This is a genomic window from Aquimarina sp. MAR_2010_214, from assembly GCF_002846555.1.
Taxonomy (GTDB): Bacteria; Bacteroidota; Bacteroidia; order Flavobacteriales; family Flavobacteriaceae; genus Aquimarina.
On sequence record NZ_PJMS01000001.1, the window covers coordinates 5,712,409 to 5,730,369 of the forward strand.

General features: G+C 32.1%; 23 protein-coding genes. All 23 read left to right on the top strand.

The annotated features are described in order from the left end of the window. Positions 1-34 precede the first annotated feature (34 nt). Genes fabG through ATE84_RS24770 form a run of 23 tightly spaced genes read left to right on the top strand, consistent with a single transcriptional unit; the run spans position 35 to position 17,958 of the window. Positions 35-766: a 3-oxoacyl-ACP reductase FabG gene (gene fabG, locus ATE84_RS24660; protein ID WP_101450447.1), complete on the top strand. Its 732-nt coding sequence runs from the start codon at positions 35-37 to the stop codon at positions 764-766. A 15-nt stretch (positions 767-781) separates the two neighbouring features. Beyond that, the gene (locus tag ATE84_RS24665; protein ID WP_101450448.1) at positions 782-2,005 is read left to right on the top strand and encodes a beta-ketoacyl synthase; all 1,224 of its coding nucleotides are present in this window, start codon (positions 782-784) and stop codon (positions 2,003-2,005) included. A 3-nt stretch (positions 2,006-2,008) separates the two neighbouring features. Continuing rightward, the gene (locus ATE84_RS24670) at positions 2,009-2,257 is read left to right on the top strand and encodes a phosphopantetheine-binding protein (protein WP_024771999.1); all 249 of its coding nucleotides are present in this window, start codon (positions 2,009-2,011) and stop codon (positions 2,255-2,257) included. A gap of 6 nt (positions 2,258-2,263) precedes the next feature. After that, positions 2,264-3,148: a lipid A biosynthesis acyltransferase gene (locus ATE84_RS24675; RefSeq protein ID WP_101450449.1), complete on the top strand. Its 885-nt coding sequence runs from the start codon at positions 2,264-2,266 to the stop codon at positions 3,146-3,148. Between the two features lies 1 nt (position 3,149). Further along, positions 3,150-4,079, top strand: coding sequence for a hypothetical protein (locus ATE84_RS24680; RefSeq protein WP_101451236.1), 930 nt, complete (start codon positions 3,150-3,152; stop codon positions 4,077-4,079). Beyond that, positions 4,079-5,212 carry a beta-ketoacyl-ACP synthase III gene (locus ATE84_RS24685; RefSeq protein ID WP_024771996.1) on the top strand — a complete coding sequence of 378 codons (1,134 nt, stop codon included), beginning with the start codon at positions 4,079-4,081 and terminating at the stop codon, positions 5,210-5,212. The genes ATE84_RS24680 and ATE84_RS24685 overlap by 1 nt, the downstream gene beginning before the upstream one ends. A 1-nt stretch (position 5,213) precedes the next feature. Beyond that, on the top strand, positions 5,214-5,645 hold the full coding sequence (locus ATE84_RS24690; protein ID WP_101450450.1) for a hypothetical protein: 432 nt from the start codon (positions 5,214-5,216) through the stop codon (positions 5,643-5,645). Further along, positions 5,645-6,100, top strand: a complete 456-nt coding sequence (locus tag ATE84_RS24695; protein ID WP_101450451.1) for an ABC transporter permease — start codon at positions 5,645-5,647, stop codon at positions 6,098-6,100. Before ATE84_RS24690 ends, ATE84_RS24695 begins: the two co-directional genes overlap by 1 nt. Positions 6,101-6,107: 7 nt before the next feature. Further along, positions 6,108-6,515: a hypothetical protein gene (locus ATE84_RS24700; RefSeq protein WP_101450452.1), complete on the top strand. Its 408-nt coding sequence runs from the start codon at positions 6,108-6,110 to the stop codon at positions 6,513-6,515. Further along, positions 6,505-7,500, top strand: coding sequence for a BtrH N-terminal domain-containing protein (locus tag ATE84_RS24705; RefSeq protein WP_101450453.1), 996 nt, complete (start codon positions 6,505-6,507; stop codon positions 7,498-7,500). Before ATE84_RS24700 ends, ATE84_RS24705 begins: the two co-directional genes overlap by 11 nt. 14 nt (positions 7,501-7,514) lie before the next feature. Next, entirely contained in the window at positions 7,515-8,255 is a 741-nt protein-coding gene (locus ATE84_RS24710; protein WP_101450454.1) for an ABC transporter ATP-binding protein, read from the top strand. Further along, positions 8,248-9,519: an ABC transporter permease gene (locus ATE84_RS24715; RefSeq protein ID WP_101450455.1), complete on the top strand. Its 1,272-nt coding sequence runs from the start codon at positions 8,248-8,250 to the stop codon at positions 9,517-9,519. Before ATE84_RS24710 ends, ATE84_RS24715 begins: the two co-directional genes overlap by 8 nt. After that, positions 9,509-9,958 carry an acyl-CoA thioesterase gene (locus ATE84_RS24720; protein ID WP_369828557.1) on the top strand — a complete coding sequence of 150 codons (450 nt, stop codon included), beginning with the start codon at positions 9,509-9,511 and terminating at the stop codon, positions 9,956-9,958. Before ATE84_RS24715 ends, ATE84_RS24720 begins: the two co-directional genes overlap by 11 nt. Beyond that, on the top strand, positions 9,951-11,096 hold the full coding sequence (locus ATE84_RS24725; protein WP_101450457.1) for a beta-ketoacyl synthase N-terminal-like domain-containing protein: 1,146 nt from the start codon (positions 9,951-9,953) through the stop codon (positions 11,094-11,096). Before ATE84_RS24720 ends, ATE84_RS24725 begins: the two co-directional genes overlap by 8 nt. A gap of 16 nt (positions 11,097-11,112) precedes the next feature. Further along, a complete protein-coding gene (locus ATE84_RS24730; RefSeq protein ID WP_101450458.1) occupies positions 11,113-12,174 on the top strand; it encodes a methyltransferase in 1,062 nt (353 codons plus the stop codon). Positions 12,175-12,181: 7 nt separating this feature from the next. After that, on the top strand, positions 12,182-12,802 hold the full coding sequence (locus tag ATE84_RS24735; RefSeq protein WP_101451238.1) for a 3-oxoacyl-ACP synthase: 621 nt from the start codon (positions 12,182-12,184) through the stop codon (positions 12,800-12,802). A gap of 1 nt (position 12,803) precedes the next feature. Beyond that, on the top strand, positions 12,804-13,061 hold the full coding sequence (locus ATE84_RS24740; RefSeq protein ID WP_024771985.1) for a phosphopantetheine-binding protein: 258 nt from the start codon (positions 12,804-12,806) through the stop codon (positions 13,059-13,061). Positions 13,062-13,078: 17 nt separating this feature from the next. Then, complete coding sequence (locus tag ATE84_RS24745; protein ID WP_101450459.1) at positions 13,079-14,281, top strand: beta-ketoacyl synthase; 1,203 nt, start codon at positions 13,079-13,081, stop codon at positions 14,279-14,281. A gap of 47 nt (positions 14,282-14,328) precedes the next feature. After that, entirely contained in the window at positions 14,329-15,393 is a 1,065-nt protein-coding gene (locus ATE84_RS24750) for a beta-ketoacyl synthase N-terminal-like domain-containing protein (protein WP_101450460.1), read from the top strand. Beyond that, positions 15,387-16,163: a polysaccharide deacetylase family protein gene (locus ATE84_RS24755; RefSeq protein WP_101450461.1), complete on the top strand. Its 777-nt coding sequence runs from the start codon at positions 15,387-15,389 to the stop codon at positions 16,161-16,163. Before ATE84_RS24750 ends, ATE84_RS24755 begins: the two co-directional genes overlap by 7 nt. Continuing rightward, complete coding sequence (locus ATE84_RS24760; protein ID WP_101450462.1) at positions 16,156-16,773, top strand: outer membrane lipoprotein carrier protein LolA; 618 nt, start codon at positions 16,156-16,158, stop codon at positions 16,771-16,773. Before ATE84_RS24755 ends, ATE84_RS24760 begins: the two co-directional genes overlap by 8 nt. Next, the gene (locus tag ATE84_RS24765; RefSeq protein ID WP_101450463.1) at positions 16,754-17,365 is read left to right on the top strand and encodes a hypothetical protein; all 612 of its coding nucleotides are present in this window, start codon (positions 16,754-16,756) and stop codon (positions 17,363-17,365) included. Before ATE84_RS24760 ends, ATE84_RS24765 begins: the two co-directional genes overlap by 20 nt. Continuing rightward, on the top strand, positions 17,362-17,958 hold the full coding sequence (locus ATE84_RS24770; protein WP_101450464.1) for a porin family protein: 597 nt from the start codon (positions 17,362-17,364) through the stop codon (positions 17,956-17,958). Before ATE84_RS24765 ends, ATE84_RS24770 begins: the two co-directional genes overlap by 4 nt. Positions 17,959-17,961: the final 3 nt, after the last annotated feature.

Below are 17,961 nucleotides of genomic sequence, written 5' to 3' on the forward strand. Positions count from 1 at the left end.
ATCGATTGAAATAACTATTACATCTTACAAATAAATGAAGTGTGCTTTAATAACAGGTGGCTCGAGAGGAATTGGAAAAGCAATTTGCATACAACTCGCTAAAGACACCGATTATCATATATTAATTAATTATAACAGTAACGAAACGGCTGCAAAAGATACTCTTGCAGAAGTTAAAGCTACTGGCGGAACTGCAGAAATTATTCAATTTAATGTAGTTGACGCTGATCAGGTAAAGACAAAACTAGACATCTGGCAAGAGAACAATAAAGATGCTATAATTGAAGTCATCGTAAATAATGCAGGGATCACAAAAGACAATTTATTTATGTGGATGCCCCAAAACGATTGGCAAAATGTTATTAACACCTCTCTTGACGGGTTTTACAATGTAACAAATCATTTAATTCAAAAATTATTACGAAACAGATACGGTAGAATTATAAATATTGCTTCTGTATCTGGAGTTAAGGGAACGGCTGGACAAACTAATTATTCTGCTGCCAAAGGTGCTATAATTGGAGCTACAAAAGCTCTGGCACAAGAAATAGCCAAAAGAAAAATTACAGTAAATGCTGTTGCCCCGGGGTTTATTAAAACTGACATGACCAATGAGTTGGACGAAAAAGAACTTAAAAAATTAATCCCAGCCAATAGATTTGGAGAAGCTGAAGAAGTAGCGCATATCGTATCGTTCTTAGCATCCAAAAAAGCTTCATATATTACTGGTGAAGTGATCAATATAAATGGTGGGATTTACTCGTAAATTAATTCAGAATATATGAGAAGAGTTGTAATCACGGGAATGGGTATATATTCTTGTATTGGTAAAAACCTAGAAGAAGTAAAAACATCATTATACAACGGGACATCTGGAATTGTTTTTGATGAAAAAAGAAAAGAATTTGGATATCGTTCTTGTTTAACAGGAATGGTAGAAGAACCTGAATTAAAAAAATTACTTTCCCGAAGACAACGTGTTAGTTTAGGGCAAGAAGGAACATATGCCTATATAGCTACACTTGAAGCTTTAAAAAATGCAAACATAGATCAATCTTTCCTTGATCAAAATGAGGTAGGTATACTCTATGGCAATGACAGTACTGCACAGTCGGTTATTGAATCTGTAGAAAAGATCAAAGAAAAAAGAGACACTACATTAGTAGGTTCGGGAGCCATTTTTAGAGGAATGAATTCCTCTGTAACCATGAATCTTTCTACAATTTTTAAGCTTAGAGGAATTAACTTTACCATTAGTGCAGCTTGTGCCAGTGGATCCCATGCTATCGGAATGGCATATCAGTTTATAAAAAGCGGATTACAAGATTGTATTGTTTGTGGAGGAGCTCAAGAAATAAACCAGCTTGCCATGGGAAGTTTTGATGGCTTAGGAGTATTCTCTACAAATACAGAACACCCCGAAAAAGCCTCTCGCCCATTTGACACTAACCGAGATGGATTAGTACCTAGTGGCGGATCTGCAACTCTTATTGTAGAAAGCTATGAATCGGCAATCAAAAGAGGAGCAACAATTCTTGGAGAAATTATAGGGTATGGATTTTCTTCAAACGGGGAGCACATTTCTACTCCAAATGTTGACGGCCCCTCTAGAGCTATGAAAAACGCACTCCAACAAGCAAACATCAAAACATCAGCCATAGATTATGTAAATGCCCACGCAACTTCAACTCCAGTTGGAGATGCTAATGAGGCAAAAGCAATCTTTAATGTTTTTGGAGAAAATGGCCCACATGTAAGCTCTACAAAATCTATGACAGGCCATGAATGCTGGATGGCAGGAGCTAGTGAAGTTATTTATTCTATGCTCATGATGCAACATTCTTTTATTGCACCAAATATAAATTTGGAGCATCCAGATGAAGATGCAGCCAAACTAAATTTGGTTAATAAAACTCTAGATAAAAAAATTGATGTATTTTTGTCTAATTCTTTTGGATTTGGGGGAACAAATTCCGCGTTAATAATAAAAAAATTTAATAAATAGAATATGGATAAAGAAGTTATTATTGAAAAGATAAACGACTTTCTTATTGATGAGTTTGAAGTAGAAGGGGAAAATATCTCTCCAGAAGCAAACTTAAAAGAAACGCTTGAGCTAGATAGCTTAGATTTTGTCGATCTTGTAGTAGCTGTAGAATCCAATTTTGGTGTGAAATTAATAGGCGAAGATTTTATAAATGTTGTAACTCTTCAAAATTTTTATGACCTTATAGAAAATAAAATAAAATCGCTATAGACATATATGACTACTGAATGGAAAGGAAAGTCCAGAGGTACAGTACTTGGGTATAAAATATTTGTTTTCTTTATTAAAAAAGTTGGCTTAGGCTCTGCCTATTTTATTTTATACTTTGTTGCTATATATTTTTGTTTTTTTGCCTTATCTAGTAGTAGATCTATATATTACTATTTAAACAAGAGACTTAAATACCCTAGATTTAAAAGTTTTTTAAAGATATTTCAAAGCTATTATGTTTTTGGCCAGACTATTATAGACAAAGTTGCCATATCATCGGGTCTTAGAAATAAATTCACATACGAGTTTGATGGTGTAGAACTAATAAATGAAACCTTAAAGCAAAAAAAAGGAGGTATTCTTATTAGTGCTCATCTTGGTAATTTTGAGATTGCTGAGCATTTTTTTGGTGAGCTAGAGGAGAATGCCGCAATTAGTCTTCTAACCACAGACATAGAGCATACCGCAATTAAGAATTACCTTGATAGTGTTACTTCAAAATCTAATATTAAATTTATTTTCATCAAAGAAGATCTTTCTCATATTTTTCAAATTAATGCTGCTTTGGCTAGAAATGAAATCGTATGTATTACTGGAGATCGTTATTTTGAAGGCTCTAAATATTTAACACAAGATTTATTAGGACAAGATGCTAGATTTCCTTCTGGACCTTTTATGCTAGCTTCTAGACTAAAAGTACCTGTGCTTTTTGTATATGTAATGAAAGAAACAAATACTCATTACCACCTTTATGCGAGAAAGGCCAAAGCAAAACATAGAGATGCCAAAGAACTATTAAAAGAATATACAGAAAGCTTAAAATGGATGCTAGACAAATATCCATTACAATGGTTTAACTATTTCGATTTTTGGAGTGTAAATGATAAGTAAAATGAAACATGTTTTAGTGATCCATTATTCGCAGTCCGGGCAATTGTCAGAAATTGTTAAAAACATAGTTTCTCCTATAGCTTCTTCTGAAGAAATAAAGGTAACACATCATAAAATTGAAATGGAAAAACCTTATCCTTTTCCATGGAATAAAAAAGCTTTTTTTGGTGTTTTCCCAGAAGCATTTCTTCAGATACCAGAAAAAATCAAACCAATTCCTTCAGAAATAACAAATCAAAAATACGATTTAGTGATACTTGGCTATCAAATCTGGTATCTAACCCCTTCTATCCCTATCAATTCTTTTTTAAAGTCAGAAAGTGCTAAAAAAATATTGGATAACACACCTGTGATTACAGTAATCGGGTGTAGAAATTTGTGGATTCAAGCACAGGAGAAAATGAAAATTCTTTTAGCGTCTTGTAATGCAAAACTAGTAGGGAATATTGCCTTAGTAGACAGACACATTAATCACATAAGTGTATTAACTATAAAACACTGGATGTTTAAAGGAAAAAAAAGTCGATTTTTAGGTTTTTTCCCTAAACCAGGAGTTTCTGATAAAGACATAAAGAATGTAGCAAAATTCACTCCTTCTATAAAGGATGCATTACTTGCTAGTAATTTTTCAGGATTACAAAAAAAATTAGTGCAATTAGGTGCGGTAAAAATCAAACCGTTTCTAATTATTGTAGACAAGCGAGGCAATATTATATTTTCTAAAATAGCCAACTTAGCTTACAAAAAAGGAAAAACAAGTAAGACTGGACGTGAAAATCTCCTTGTTTTTTTTAATTATTACTTGTTATTTGCTATTTGGATTATAGCACCACTAGTTTTTATTGTATTTTTGACTGCTTATATTTTTATGTATAAAAAAATTAGCAGAGAAAAAAAATATTATTCATCTGTTGATACAAAAAATAATTAATGAAAGACGTATACATTACCAGAATATCAAAGTTTTTACCTAACGACCCAATCGATAATGATCAGATGGAAGAGAGGTTGGGCATTCTAGATGGAAAAGTATCAAAAGGCCGAAGAATTGTTTTACGAAATAATCAAATAAAAACCAGATATTATGCGATTGATAATGACGGAAATATAACACATAATAATGCTCAGCTTACTAAAGAAGCTGTAGAGCTTTTGTGTGATGAAAGTTTTACTACAGAAAATATTGAATTATTATCTTGTGGTACAGGTAGTCCTGATCAAATATTACCATCGCATGCTGCTATGGTTCATGGGTTTTTAAAAAATGGGAATGTAGAAATCAATTCCCCTTCAGGAGCCTGTTGTTCTGGTATGAGTGCTTTAAAATTTGGTTACCTTGCAATCAAATCAGGCCAAAATACTAATGCAGTTTGCACAGGATCTGAACGTGCATCTTCGTGGATGAAATCAGATGTTTTTAAAAATGAAATAGAGCATTTAAAAAAGTTAGAAGAAACACCTATTTTAGCTTTTAATAAAGATTTCTTACGTTGGATGTTATCTGATGGCGCCGGAGCTTTTCTTTTAGAAGATAAACCTAATGGTCATCTTCCTTTAAAAATTGAATGGATGGATGCGTATTCTTATGCTCATGAAATAGAAGCATGCATGTATGCCGGAGGAGATAAGCTAGACAATGGAGAACTCAAACCATGGAGTGAATACCCATCAGAAGAATGGGCACAAAAATCACTATTCGCAATAAAGCAAGATGTTAAATTACTATCAGAAAATATTCTAACAAAGGCTGTAGAAACCTTAGTTAAAGTATTTGACAAACATGATATTAACCCAGAAGACATCACGTATTATTTACCACACATTTCTTCATACTATTTTAAAGATGCCTTATATGAAGCTATGAAAGATAATGGTGTAGAAATACCTTGGGAAAATTGGTTTATCAATTTAAGTAAGGTAGGAAATGTTGGTGCTGGTTCTATTTATATTATGTTAGAAGAATTAGTGAATACTGGAAAATTAAAAAAAGGAAATAAAATTTTACTTTCTGTACCAGAAAGCTCCCGTTTTTCATATTCGGTGGCACTTTTAACCGTTTGTTAAAATGAAAAACACAAAATTTCCTATTACAAATATTAAACACTTAATACCTCAAAAAGAGCCTTTCGAAATGGTAGATACTTTGTTAGGTTTTTCTGAGACAAGTGTTGCATCCTCTTTCAAAATCACAGAAAACAACCTTTTTCTAAAAGACAATCTATTTTTAGAACCAGGGATTATAGAAAATATGGCACAAACTGTAGCTTTACATACAGGTTATGATTATTTTCTTAGAGACGAACTCGCTCCCACAGGCTATATAGGATCAATAAAAAAAGTAGAAGTTTTTTATCTTCCAAAATTAAATGAGACTATAACTACCGAAGCTGAAATCTTACATGAATTTATGGGAGTTACTATGGTCAAAATTGAGGTATTTAACGCCAAAAAAGAAGTGATTGCTTCTGGGCAAATGAAAACAGTTATTGCTAGTTAATGGATAAAGTCAAAACATTAGATATCGCTAAATTCCTGCCACATCGAGCACCATTTTTAATGGTAGACAGGGTATTATCTATAGATGATGAACATGTAGCAACCTCTTTTGATATAAAATCAGATTGCATTTTTGTTAACGATACTATTTTCAGTGAAATTGGTATGGTAGAAAATGCTGCTCAAACCTGCTCCTCAATCGTTGGTAAGAGTTATTTTGAAGATGATGATCTAGAGGGCGAAGGCACAAAACTTATTGGTTTTATTAGTGCAATAAAAAAAGTTGTAGTGCATAGCTGCCCTAGTATAGGAAAGACAATAGTTTCTAAGGCTGTTTTAAAATCCCGATTCGACACCGAACAATACAGCATGTGTACATTAGAGTGTACTATCCATGAAGCAGATAAAGAATTATTATCTTGTGAAATGAATTTATTTATTCAGGAAATGAAATAGGTGTGCTATGAAAAAAAGTGAGATTCCACAAGATAAAGGCAGCTTAAAGTCTGCAAACTTTAAAGAGCTATGCTATGCCGTTAATGAAAATGGAGAGTATACAACTGCAGGTAGCAGTGGATGGACCCCTAAGACCATTGCATTAAACAATGCGCTACAGGAAATAAACGAACGTATAGAAAGCGCAAAAATTAGAGTTTTAAATAACCAGACAAGCCCAATAGAATATTATATGGAACTACATAAAATGGACATTACTATTTTAGCTAGTTATGTTGGTCTATGGAAATGGCGGGTTAAAAGGCACTTTAAACCAAAAGTGTTTCATAAACTATCTCAAAAAATATTACAAAAATACGCTGACGTTTTCGAAATCACCGCAGATCAATTAAAACACATTGAACATGGAAATTAATTTTACACACCATCAATCTGCACACTGCGAAAATGGTGTTGTGTCTAATTTAATGAAGCATAATGGTTTCAATGTTAGTGAACCTATGGTCTTTGGTATCGGATCAGGTTTGTTATTTTGTTACATCCCGTTTTTAATGGTAAACCACGCTCCTGCCCTTACTTACCGAGCAATGCCTGGTTTTATTTTTAAACGATTTGCAAAAAGAGTTGGTATAAAAATAAAACGAGAAAAATTCAAAACACCTCAGAGTGCAAAAGCACGTTTAGACGAAAATCTTAACAAGAATAACCCTGTAGGGCTTCAAGTTGGGGTATATAATCTAGTATATTTTCCCGACGAATATCGTTTTCATTTTAATGCTCATAACTTAGTTGTATACGGAAAAAAAGAAGATTCGTACTTAATTAGTGATCCTGTAATGGAGACCGTTACAACTTTAACAGCAAAAGAATTGGAAAAAGTACGTTTTGCCAAAGGTGCTTTCGCTCCTAAAGGGCATATGTACTATCCTATCGATTTCCCTAAAGAGTTGGATTTAGAAAAAGCCATAGTTAAAGGAATTAAACAAACCTGTAGAGAAATGCTTGCTCCTGTACCTATTGTTGGAGTTAAAGGAATTCGAACGGTTGCTAAATTAATTCGCAAATGGCCGAAGAAGAAAGGCACAAAAGTAGCCAATCATTATTTAGGGCAAGTAGTTAGAATGCAAGAAGAAATAGGAACCGGCGGTGGCGGATTTAGATATATCTATGCCGCATTCTTACAAGAGGCAGGTAAAGTATTAAAAAATAATACATTAGTCGAGTTATCTACTGAAATGACTACAATTGGTGATTCGTGGAGAGATTTTGCTTTAGATGCTTCTCGTATATACAAAAACCGAAGCGCAAAAGATGATGCATATAACGATATTGCTTCGCAACTAGATGATATAGCAAATCGAGAAGAAGTTTTCTTTAAAAAACTAAAGAAAGCTATTTAATAGTAAAATAAAGCATGATTAAAATTGAACACTTATCTAAAAAATATAAAGGTGCAGAAGCATATTCTGTATCAGATTTAGATTTGTTTATCGATGAAAAAGAAATTTTTGGACTACTTGGTCCAAATGGTGCAGGAAAGACTACATTAATTTCATTGTTATGTTCTTTAATAAAACCCACATCAGGATCATTTACTATAGATGGTCTAACCTATAAAAATCCCAATCAATTAAAACAACTCATTGGTATTGTGCCACAAGAATATGCTTTATACCCGACGTTAACTGCTAATGAAAACCTTACCTATTTTGGAAGCATGTATGGCTTAAAAGGACAGTTATTAAAATCTAAAATAAGCCAAGCAATTGAAACATTAGGTCTGTCTAAGTTTGCTAATAAAAAAGTGAGTACGTTTTCTGGAGGAATGAAACGTCGTATTAATTTAATTGCTAGTATATTACACGAACCCAAAGTATTATTCTTAGACGAACCAACTGTTGGGGTGGATGTACAATCTAAAAATGTAATTATCAATTACTTAAAATTATTAAACAAAAAAGGAACTACTATTATTTACACATCACATCATCTAAATGAAGCTGAAGACTTTTGTACCAAAGTAGCTATTATAGATCATGGAAAAATAATATCTCAAGGAGAACCACAAGAATTAATTTCTAATCAAAAAAATGCAAATAACCTTGAAGATGTATTTTTAGCATTAACCGGGAAAGCATTAAGAGATCATGCATAAATTATGGGCTTCTACATATAAAGAGTTTTTATTACTCACTAGAGATATTGGAGGCATTGCTATTTTATTCATAATGCCTATCGTACTAATCATCACGATAACAATAATTCAAGACAGTAGCTTTAAAACGATTAGCGATACCAAGATTCCTATACTTCTTGTAAATAATGATAATGGTCGTGTTTCTGAGACTATAATTAGTAGCTTAACAGCGTCTAATACTTTTGAGGTCATTCAAAAAGATAAAGAGCAAGAAGCCAGAGATCTGGTATTTAAAGGAAATTATCAATTAGCGATCATCATTCCAGAAAAATTATCATCAGATTTAGATAAAAAAGTCAATCAGAATGTGGAAGGTATTTTATCAAAATTTGGTTTAGAGGAAGAAGAAAAAGAAGTTCAACCAGAAGAAACTATTTTAAGCAAAGAGGTTAGATTATATTTTGATCCGGCAACTCAACTTACCTTTAAAAGTTCTGTAAAAAATGGTATAGATAAGATGATTTCCAAAATAGAAACACAATCTATATACAAGGCTTTTCATAAACAAGTATCAGAGGATGATACCGAGGTTATTTTTGAAACCGACAATTTTATCAGCTTTAAAGAAATAGTTCCAAAACAAGGAGACAAAGAGATCATACCCAATTCGGCGCAGCACAATGTACCTGCCTGGACTTTATTTGCCATCTTTTTTATTATAGTACCTTTATCTATAAATATTGTAAAAGAAAAAAATCAAGGAACCTTTGTACGATTAAGAACAAATCCTGTATCCTATGCAATAGTATTAGGGGGAAAAACAGTCGTCTATTTGGCTGTTTGCCTCATACAATTTACTTTAATGCTAGCAATAGGAGTGTTTTTATTTCCTAAATTAGGTTTACCAACATTAGACGTATCGGGAAGAATATTTAATCTGTTTATTGTTGCTTTTTTTGCAGGTTTAGCTGCGATAGGATTAGGGTTATTGTTAGGAACGGTTGCAAAAACGCAAGAACAGTCTGCTCCATTTGGGGCAACCTTTGTAGTTATTCTAGCCGCTTTGGGAGGTGTTTGGGTACCTGTTTTTGTAATGCCAAAATTCATGCAACTGTTATCAAATATTTCGCCAATGAATTGGGGGTTAAATGCCTTCTATGATGTATTTTTGCGAAATGCCAACTTTATAGAACTTGTTCCAGAAATAATATTACTTTTATTATTTTTTATAATAACAGCTTTAATTTCTATTGTTTATAATGAAAAGAAAAATGCAGTCTAAAAACAACAAAGAAATAAGTTTTACCAGCCAGGTCAGAGTACGTTTTGTCGAAACTGACCCCTTAGGGATTGTCTGGCATGGTAATTACATTCAATATTTTGAGGATGGTAGGGAAGCTTTTGGGAGACATCATGGTATTTCTTATTTAGATCAAAAAAAATTTGGTTACGCAACACCAATCGTAAAATCTAGTACAGAACATAAACTACCATTACGATATGGAGATATTGCTACCATAAAAACAATTTATGTAGATAGTCCTGCTGCTAAAATGATTTTTAGATATGAAATTTATAACCAAAATCATAAATTAGTCTGCACAGGAGAAACTGTACAAGTATTTGTTGGAGATATTGGAAATGGCGAACTATCGCTAACAATTCCATCTTTCTTTACCAAATGGAAACAAAAAGAAGGCCTTATAAAATTAGATGAGTAAAATTTACGCTTCATATAATAATATAATATCATCACTTGGTTTTGACAGCAAAACGGTTGTGCAGAATATTCATAATGAAAACTCTGGTTTACAACTTGTTGATGATAAAAACATGTTGCCTACTCCATTTTATTCTTCAATAATAAATACAGAAGATTTATATGCTGATTTTGAGCAATTAAATAATGAAGGACAGTTTACTCGTCTAGAACAGATGATGATCTCTTCCTTAAGCAAAGTTATTAAAGCATCTAAAATACCTTTAACAAATCGTGTAGGACTTATTATATCTACAACCAAAGGTAATATTGATGTCTTAGATAAAAACAATGGATTTTCTAAAGAACGAGCTTATTTAAGTACCTTAGGAAAAGTGATCAAAGAAACTTTAGGGTTTAAAAATGATGCCATTGTTGTTTCTAATGCATGTGTTTCAGGGATTTTATCTATTGCAATTGCCAAACGCTATATTAATCATGGCACCTATGATGATGTATTTATTGTTAGTGGAGATATGGTAAGCCAATTTATAATAACTGGTTTTAACTCGTTTCAAGCGTTAAGTAATGAACCCTGTAAACCTTATGACAAAGACAGAACAGGAGTTAATATAGGAGAAGTAGCTGCCAGTATTTTAGTTACTAATAATGAAAAAGGACTACCAAAAGAAGCAGTTGCTATTTTGGGTGAAGGTTCATGTAACGATGCAAATCATATTTCGGGACCTTCACGAACCGGAGAAGGTTTATATCGAAGTGTACAGTCTGCTTTTAAAGAAGCTAATGTCACCCATACCGATGTTGATTACATTTCAGCTCATGGAACAGCAACACTGTTTAATGATGAAACAGAATCAATTGCATTTAACAGACTTCATTTAAGCAAAGTACCTTTAAATAGTTTAAAAGGCTATTTTGGACATACTTTAGGAGCCTCAGGATTAGTCGAGACTATTGTCGGGATGTATTCATTACACAAAAATACTTTATATACCTCATTAGGTTTTAATAAACCTGGAACATCAAAACCTTTAAATATCATCACAAAAACTACCCCAAAACAATTAAATATTTTTCTAAAAACCGCCTCCGGATTTGGAGGTTGTAATACTGCAGTTGTATTCCAAAAAATAAAATAATTTATATTTATAAAATATGTCAGTTCAAACTATAAAAGCTATAGACGCAATTCAGGAAGCACAAAAAATAGCCTTTGCACCTTTCGTTTTTCAAGCAACAATTTCTTTACGAAAACTAGGGGTTCTAAACCTTATTTTTGATAGAAGAAAAAAAGGAGGGGTCACATTAGAGGATATTTCCAAAGAATTATCTATTAGCAATTATGGTATTGGTGTTTTATTAGAAATTGCCGAAAGCTCTAATATTGTTAGTAAAAATGAAGACAACGCCTATGAGTTGACTAATATTGGTTATTTTTTAAATTATAATAAAACCGTTGATGTTAACATCAATTTCACGAATGATGTCTGCTATAAAGGGCTGTATCATTTAAACGATTCTATTAAAGAAGGGAAACCCGAAGGCTTAAAAGAATTAGGAAATTGGGATACTATATATGAAGGTTTATCACAATTAGATCCGCAAATACAAAAATCCTGGTTTGAATTCGATCATCATTATTCTGATGATATATTTCAGGATGCATTACAAATTGTTTTTAGAAAAAATCCAAAATTGATATTTGACATTGGTGCAAATACAGGAAAATTTGCCATTAGCTGTTGCAATTACAATGATGATGTTTCTGTAAAAATGATTGACTTACCTGGTCAATTAAAAAAAGCCCTTGCTGCAGTAAAAGACAATCAATTTGAAAATCGTGTCACCGGTCATGAAATAGATTGGCTATCTGAAAATCCAAAAATCCCAACCGGGGCAGATACTATATGGATGTGTCAATTCTTAGATTGTTTTTCTAAAGATGAAATTCTAAAAATATTAAAAGTTTGTGTAGAGTCTATGGATGAGAATACCGAGCTATTGATAATGGAAACATACACCGACAGACAAAAATTCGATAATGCAAAATTTATCTTAGAAGCTACATCACTATATTTTACGGTATTGGCCAATGGAAACAGTAAAATGTATAAAGCTACCGAATTGATTGAATTAGCAAACCAAGCTGGGTTAGTAATAAAAGAAGATTTGGCTGTAGGAGAGTACCATACCATATTTGTCTGTAAAAAAAAGTAATCGATTTATGGAGTCTGGATTTTATATAAAATCATTCTGTCACATAAAAGATAATAAAGTCTCTTTAAACGGATCTGTTATATATGATGATAAAGACACTTTAGAGTTTTTAGAATTTATAAAAGCTGCCTATAGAAGTTTTGATATTAAATATCCTAAATTCTTTAAAATGGATGGGCTAAGTAAACTTGCATTTTTGGCATCAGATCTTATCCTACAAAAAGAAAAATTAAATATAGAAGACGAAAACAACATTGCTATTGTGTTTTCAAATAAATCATCCAGTTTAGATACCGATGAAAAACATCAGGAATCTATTCAAAATGAAGATAATTACTATCCAAGTCCTGCTGTTTTTGTTTATACATTACCCAATATTTGTATTGGTGAGATTAGTATAAAATATAAACTTCATTCTGAAAATAGTTTTTTTATCTTTGACAGCTTTAATGCCGAGTATTTATCAGACTATACAAATAGTCTATTATCAGCAAATAAAGCTAATGAAGCACTTTGTGGATGGGTAGAATTTGATGGGGTAGCATATGACGCATTTTTATACTTGGTTTCTAAAGAAGGAACCACAACGCATACTAAACAAAATATAGTAAATTTATATAATACATAATATGGAGGTTTTAAAACAAGAACTAAAGGAAAACATTATTGAGCAATTAAATCTTGAAGATATTGCTGTTGAAGATATTGCTGATGACGATATTCTTTTTGGTGATGGTTTAGGCTTAGACTCAATTGATGCATTAGAGTTAATTGTAATGCTAGATAAAAACTACGGCATTAAATTAACTGATCCTAAAGAAGGACGCGAGATTTTTGCATCTATAGAAGTAATGGCAAAATACATTTCTGAACATAGAACAAAATAAATTTTATTTATATTTAAATGAGTAAAGGTGTTGCTATAACCGGAATGGGAATAATTTCTGCTATTGGAAACAATGTTGCAGAAAATTACCAATCACTTATTAATGGTGAAAAAGGAATCTCTAGAGTTTCCAAAATTGATACCATTCATAAAGACGCTATTATGGTCGGTGAAATTGCATCTACAAATCTGGAGTTAGAACAACAGTTGGGTCTAACTCCTGATAACAATTACTCAAGAACGGCTTTATTAGGTGCTATTGCTGCTAAGCAGGCAATACAAGACGCTAGAATTTCTGATATCAATGCCTATAAAACAGGACTAGTTTCAGCAACCAGTGTTGGTGGGATGGATATGACAGAAGCTTACTATTATGATTATCTTGAAAATAAAAACACCCAAAAATATATCGAAGGTCACCATGCCGGAGATTCTACTCAAAAAATTGCAGAACAGTTAGGGATCAAAAAAAGCCTGGTAACTACAATAAGTACAGCTTGTTCTTCTGCTGCAAATGCTATAATGTTCGGTGCCCGATTGATTAAATCAGGAAAACTAGACAGAGTTGTTGTTGGTGGTGCAGATTGTTTGTCTAAGTTTACCATTAATGGGTTTAAAACCCTAATGATCTTATCTGATACTTATAATACTCCTTTTGACGAAAATAGAAAAGGGTTAAATTTAGGTGAAGCTGCCGCTTTCTTAGTACTAGAATCTGATAAAGTTATTGCTGCAGAAAAAAAAGAAGTGCTGGGATATGTTAAAGGATATGGTAACGCAAATGACGCCTATCATCAAACGGCATCTTCAGAAAATGGAGATGGGGCAACTTTAGCAATGCAAAAAGCCATAAAAGTTGCAGCCTACACAGCAAAAGATATTGATTATATTAATGCACACGGAACAGCAACAGGAAATAATGATTTATCTGAAGGACGTGCTATTCTAAGAGTTTTTGGTGAAGAAATTCCCGATTTCAGCTCTACAAAAGCATATACAGGACATACTTTGGCCGCAGCAGGAGCTATCGAAGCTGTTTATGCCGTACTAGCCCTTCAACATAATATCATCTATCCAAATCTCAATTTTAAAACTCAGATGAAGGAGTTTGATATCACACCACAATTAGAACTTAAAGAAAAAGAATTGCATACGGTGCTGTCTAATTCCTTAGGTTTCGGAGGTAATTGTTCTACAGTAATTTTTTCAAAAGAACAATAGTAAACAAAGGGAATACCTATATGCAAAAACTGTTTAATTAAAGAGATATGAGTGCAGTCTATATAACCGGTGTCGGATCTATTTCATCTCAAAAAACTTTTGATAATACTGAGTTTTTGAAAGAAATCTTTACCTATACAGATAATGTGATTTCTGTGGTTAATCCAAATTATAAAGAATATATTCCACCTGCTGCAGCACGTAGAATGGCAAAAGGTATTAAAATGGGAGTTGTTGCCTCCAGAATTGCATTGAAAGACGCAAACATAGAAAATGTTGATGCCATTATTACAGGAACAGGAATGGGATGCGTTAGGGATTCAGAAAAATTTGTTAGTGCAATTATAGACAATAACGAACAATACCTCACCCCTACTTCATTTATACAATCAACGCATAATACAGTTGGTGGGCAAATCGCTTTAGGACTTCAATGTAAAGGCTACAATTTTACATATGTACATGCAAGTGTATCTTTTGAATCAGCATTATTAGACGCTCAATTACAATTAGAAAATAATGAGGCCGATACTATTCTAATCGGAGGTGTTGATGAACATGGCGATCACACAATTACCATTCACAAACTTATTAACCATATTAAGCCAGAAAAAACTGAATCTACTAAGGTATTGGATTCTAAAACAGAAGGTGCAATATTTGGAGAAGGTGCAAATTTCTTTGTAGTATCAACTAAAAAACAAGACTCGAGCTATGCCGAAGTTATAGCAATACAAACCTATAATACATTATCAGAAACTGAAGTTTCTCACGCAGCTCAACTATTTTTAAAGGATAATGACTTAACTATTGACGATATAGATGCTATTGTATTAGGGAATAATGGAGATGTAAAATACGATACATTTTACAATGAGTTAAGTTTAAATCTATTCAAAGAGACACAACAGATATGCTACAAACATTTATGTGGTGAATTTAATACCGCATCGTCTTTTGGGGTATGGTTGGCTTCAAAAATTTTAAAAACACAAGAATTACCAGATGTAGTTAGGTTAAATAAAAAATCAATATCAAACTTTACTACTATTTTATTATACAATCAATATAGAGGAGAGAATCATAGCTTCACTTTACTGCGTAAATGCTAAATTTTAAATACGTCAATAGAATAACAGCACTCGCTTTTTTGGTTTTACACATAACCAATTACTCAATAGAAATACCGGTATGGTCTTATTTCTTATTAGCTTTTATATGGTTAATTATTACTATGGCTGGTTCTGGACTTATACAATGGAACTACCATTTCACCTCTCTTAATGCGAATAAGGATATAAAAGATAATCATGTTGCTATAACTTTTGATGATGGACCAAACCCAGAATTCACACCTCAAGTCTTAAAACTCTTAAAACAGTATAATGCAAAAGCTACTTTTTTTTGCATTGGACAACATATTGAGACGTATCCCGAATTAACTAAAGAAATTATAAAGCAAGGACATATTATTGGTAATCACACATATTCACACCCAAACTCTTTTGGTTTTTTGAAAACCAAAGAAGTAATTTCAGAGTTACAACAAACCAACGCCATAGCAAAAGAAGTAACAGGGCTAACTATGCAACTTTACCGGCCCGCTTTTGGTGTAACAAATCCAAGAATTAAAAAAGCACTAAAAGTCACAGGATTACAATCTATAGGATGGAATGTTAGATCTCTAGACACAACATCCAGAAGTTCTGATAAAGTACTAAAACGAATAACAAAAAAACTATTCAAAGGGGATGTTATTTTACTACATGATACAAGTTTAAAAACAATTATTGTTTTGGAACAGTTATTGTTATTTTTACAACAACAAAATATAGAATCGGTTACAGTAGATTCTTTATTTAAGATAAAAGCATATGCCTAAAATTATTTATATACTATTATTTATTGTCTCAACTTTATCTGCTCAGACCAAAATGAGCACTATAGAAGCAGACGCCTTAAAAACAAAAGTAAAAGCTCTTGCAACTACAACAAAAACCATTTCAAGCGATTTTACGCAATACAAACATCTGGACTTTTTATCAAATGATATTATCACAACAGGAAAACTTGCTTTTAAAACACCAAATATTGTAAAATGGGAATATATAAAACCTTTTAAATACTCTGTATTGTTCAAAAACAAGACACTATACATTAATGATGAAGGTAATAAAAGTAATGTCGATATAGGGTCTAGTGAGCAGTTTAAGCAATTGAACAAGCTTATTATTAACAGTGTAAAAGGAGATATGTTTAATGATGATGAATTTAGTATCAGTTATTATAAAAACCAGGAAAATAGCGAAGTACATTTTACTCCCAAAAACAAAAAATTCGAAAAATTTATTAAAGCATTTCACATTACATTTAATTCCAAAGGTGATGTTGTTGAAGTAAAAATGATTGAACCTTCGAATGATTATACAAGAATAGTATTTAGCAACAGAGTCTTAAACACCCCTTTGGCAGATGAAATATTTGCTCATTAGTTTTTGTTTTATATGTATAGGGTGTGCTTCCTATCCAAAGAAAAACAATTTCATTAAAAGAGAAGCATCTGATATAAAAGTAAGGAACTTGTATTTTTCAGATAAGACAAAAGATTATGTATATAAAGCAAATATTGATGTTTACAAAAAACATTTTGGCGGAATCTTTATTGTAAAAAAGATCGAGGACAAAAATCATCGAGTTGTATTTACTACAGAAATGGGGAACAAAATTTTTGACTTTTCATTTATTAATGACAGCTTTACTGTAAATTACATCTTGGAGGATTTTAATAAAAAGATTTTAATAAATATTTTAAAAAAAGATTTTAAAGCATTGATTGAAGAAAATCCAATGTTTTTAAATACATTTTTATATCATAACGATGTTGTTTTTGAAACTAAAATTAATAACAATAAGCATTATTATTACACTATAAATAATGAAATACATAAAATTGTTAGAACTGGGAATAGAAAAGAAAAAGTAGTTTTTACATTTTCAGAAATTAGTGATACTATTGCAAACTTAATTGCGATTGAGCATAAGAATCTAAAACTTAAAATTAATTTAAAATCAATTCAAAAATGAGAAATCTTTTATTAATTATAGCCTTTCTTGGCGTTTTTGGGGCGGTTTCTGCACAGAGCAAAACATCTTTTGGATTAAGAGGTGGTGTTAACATTTCGGATCTTTCTAATGCCAATTTAGAAACCAAAGCAGGTATTTACATAGGAGCTTTATTACATATCAGATTCTCAGAATTATATGCACTTCAACCCGAAGTAGGATACTCTAATCAAGGAGGAAACAACAAATTTTCAAATGGAGATGACCTCGAAATTCATTACATCTCAATATCCGCCACTAATAAATTTTTTGTTAGAAATACAGGATTACATTTGATCATTGCACCAAGTCTTGATTTTGATTTTGATGATACACCCGTAAGTTTAGTAAACAGAGAAGAAGGTAATGACATTACCTTTGTAGATCTTTCTATTGCAGGTGGTCTTGGTTACGAATTCAAAAACGGCATTACCATAGAAGCGAGATACAAACATGGTACATTAGATGTATTTTCTGGTGATTTTCATGATTTTTCAACACAATCGATATACGAAGAAAAAAGTCAATTTAACCGCGTTTTTCAAGTTGGACTATCGTATAGATTTAATTTCTAATTA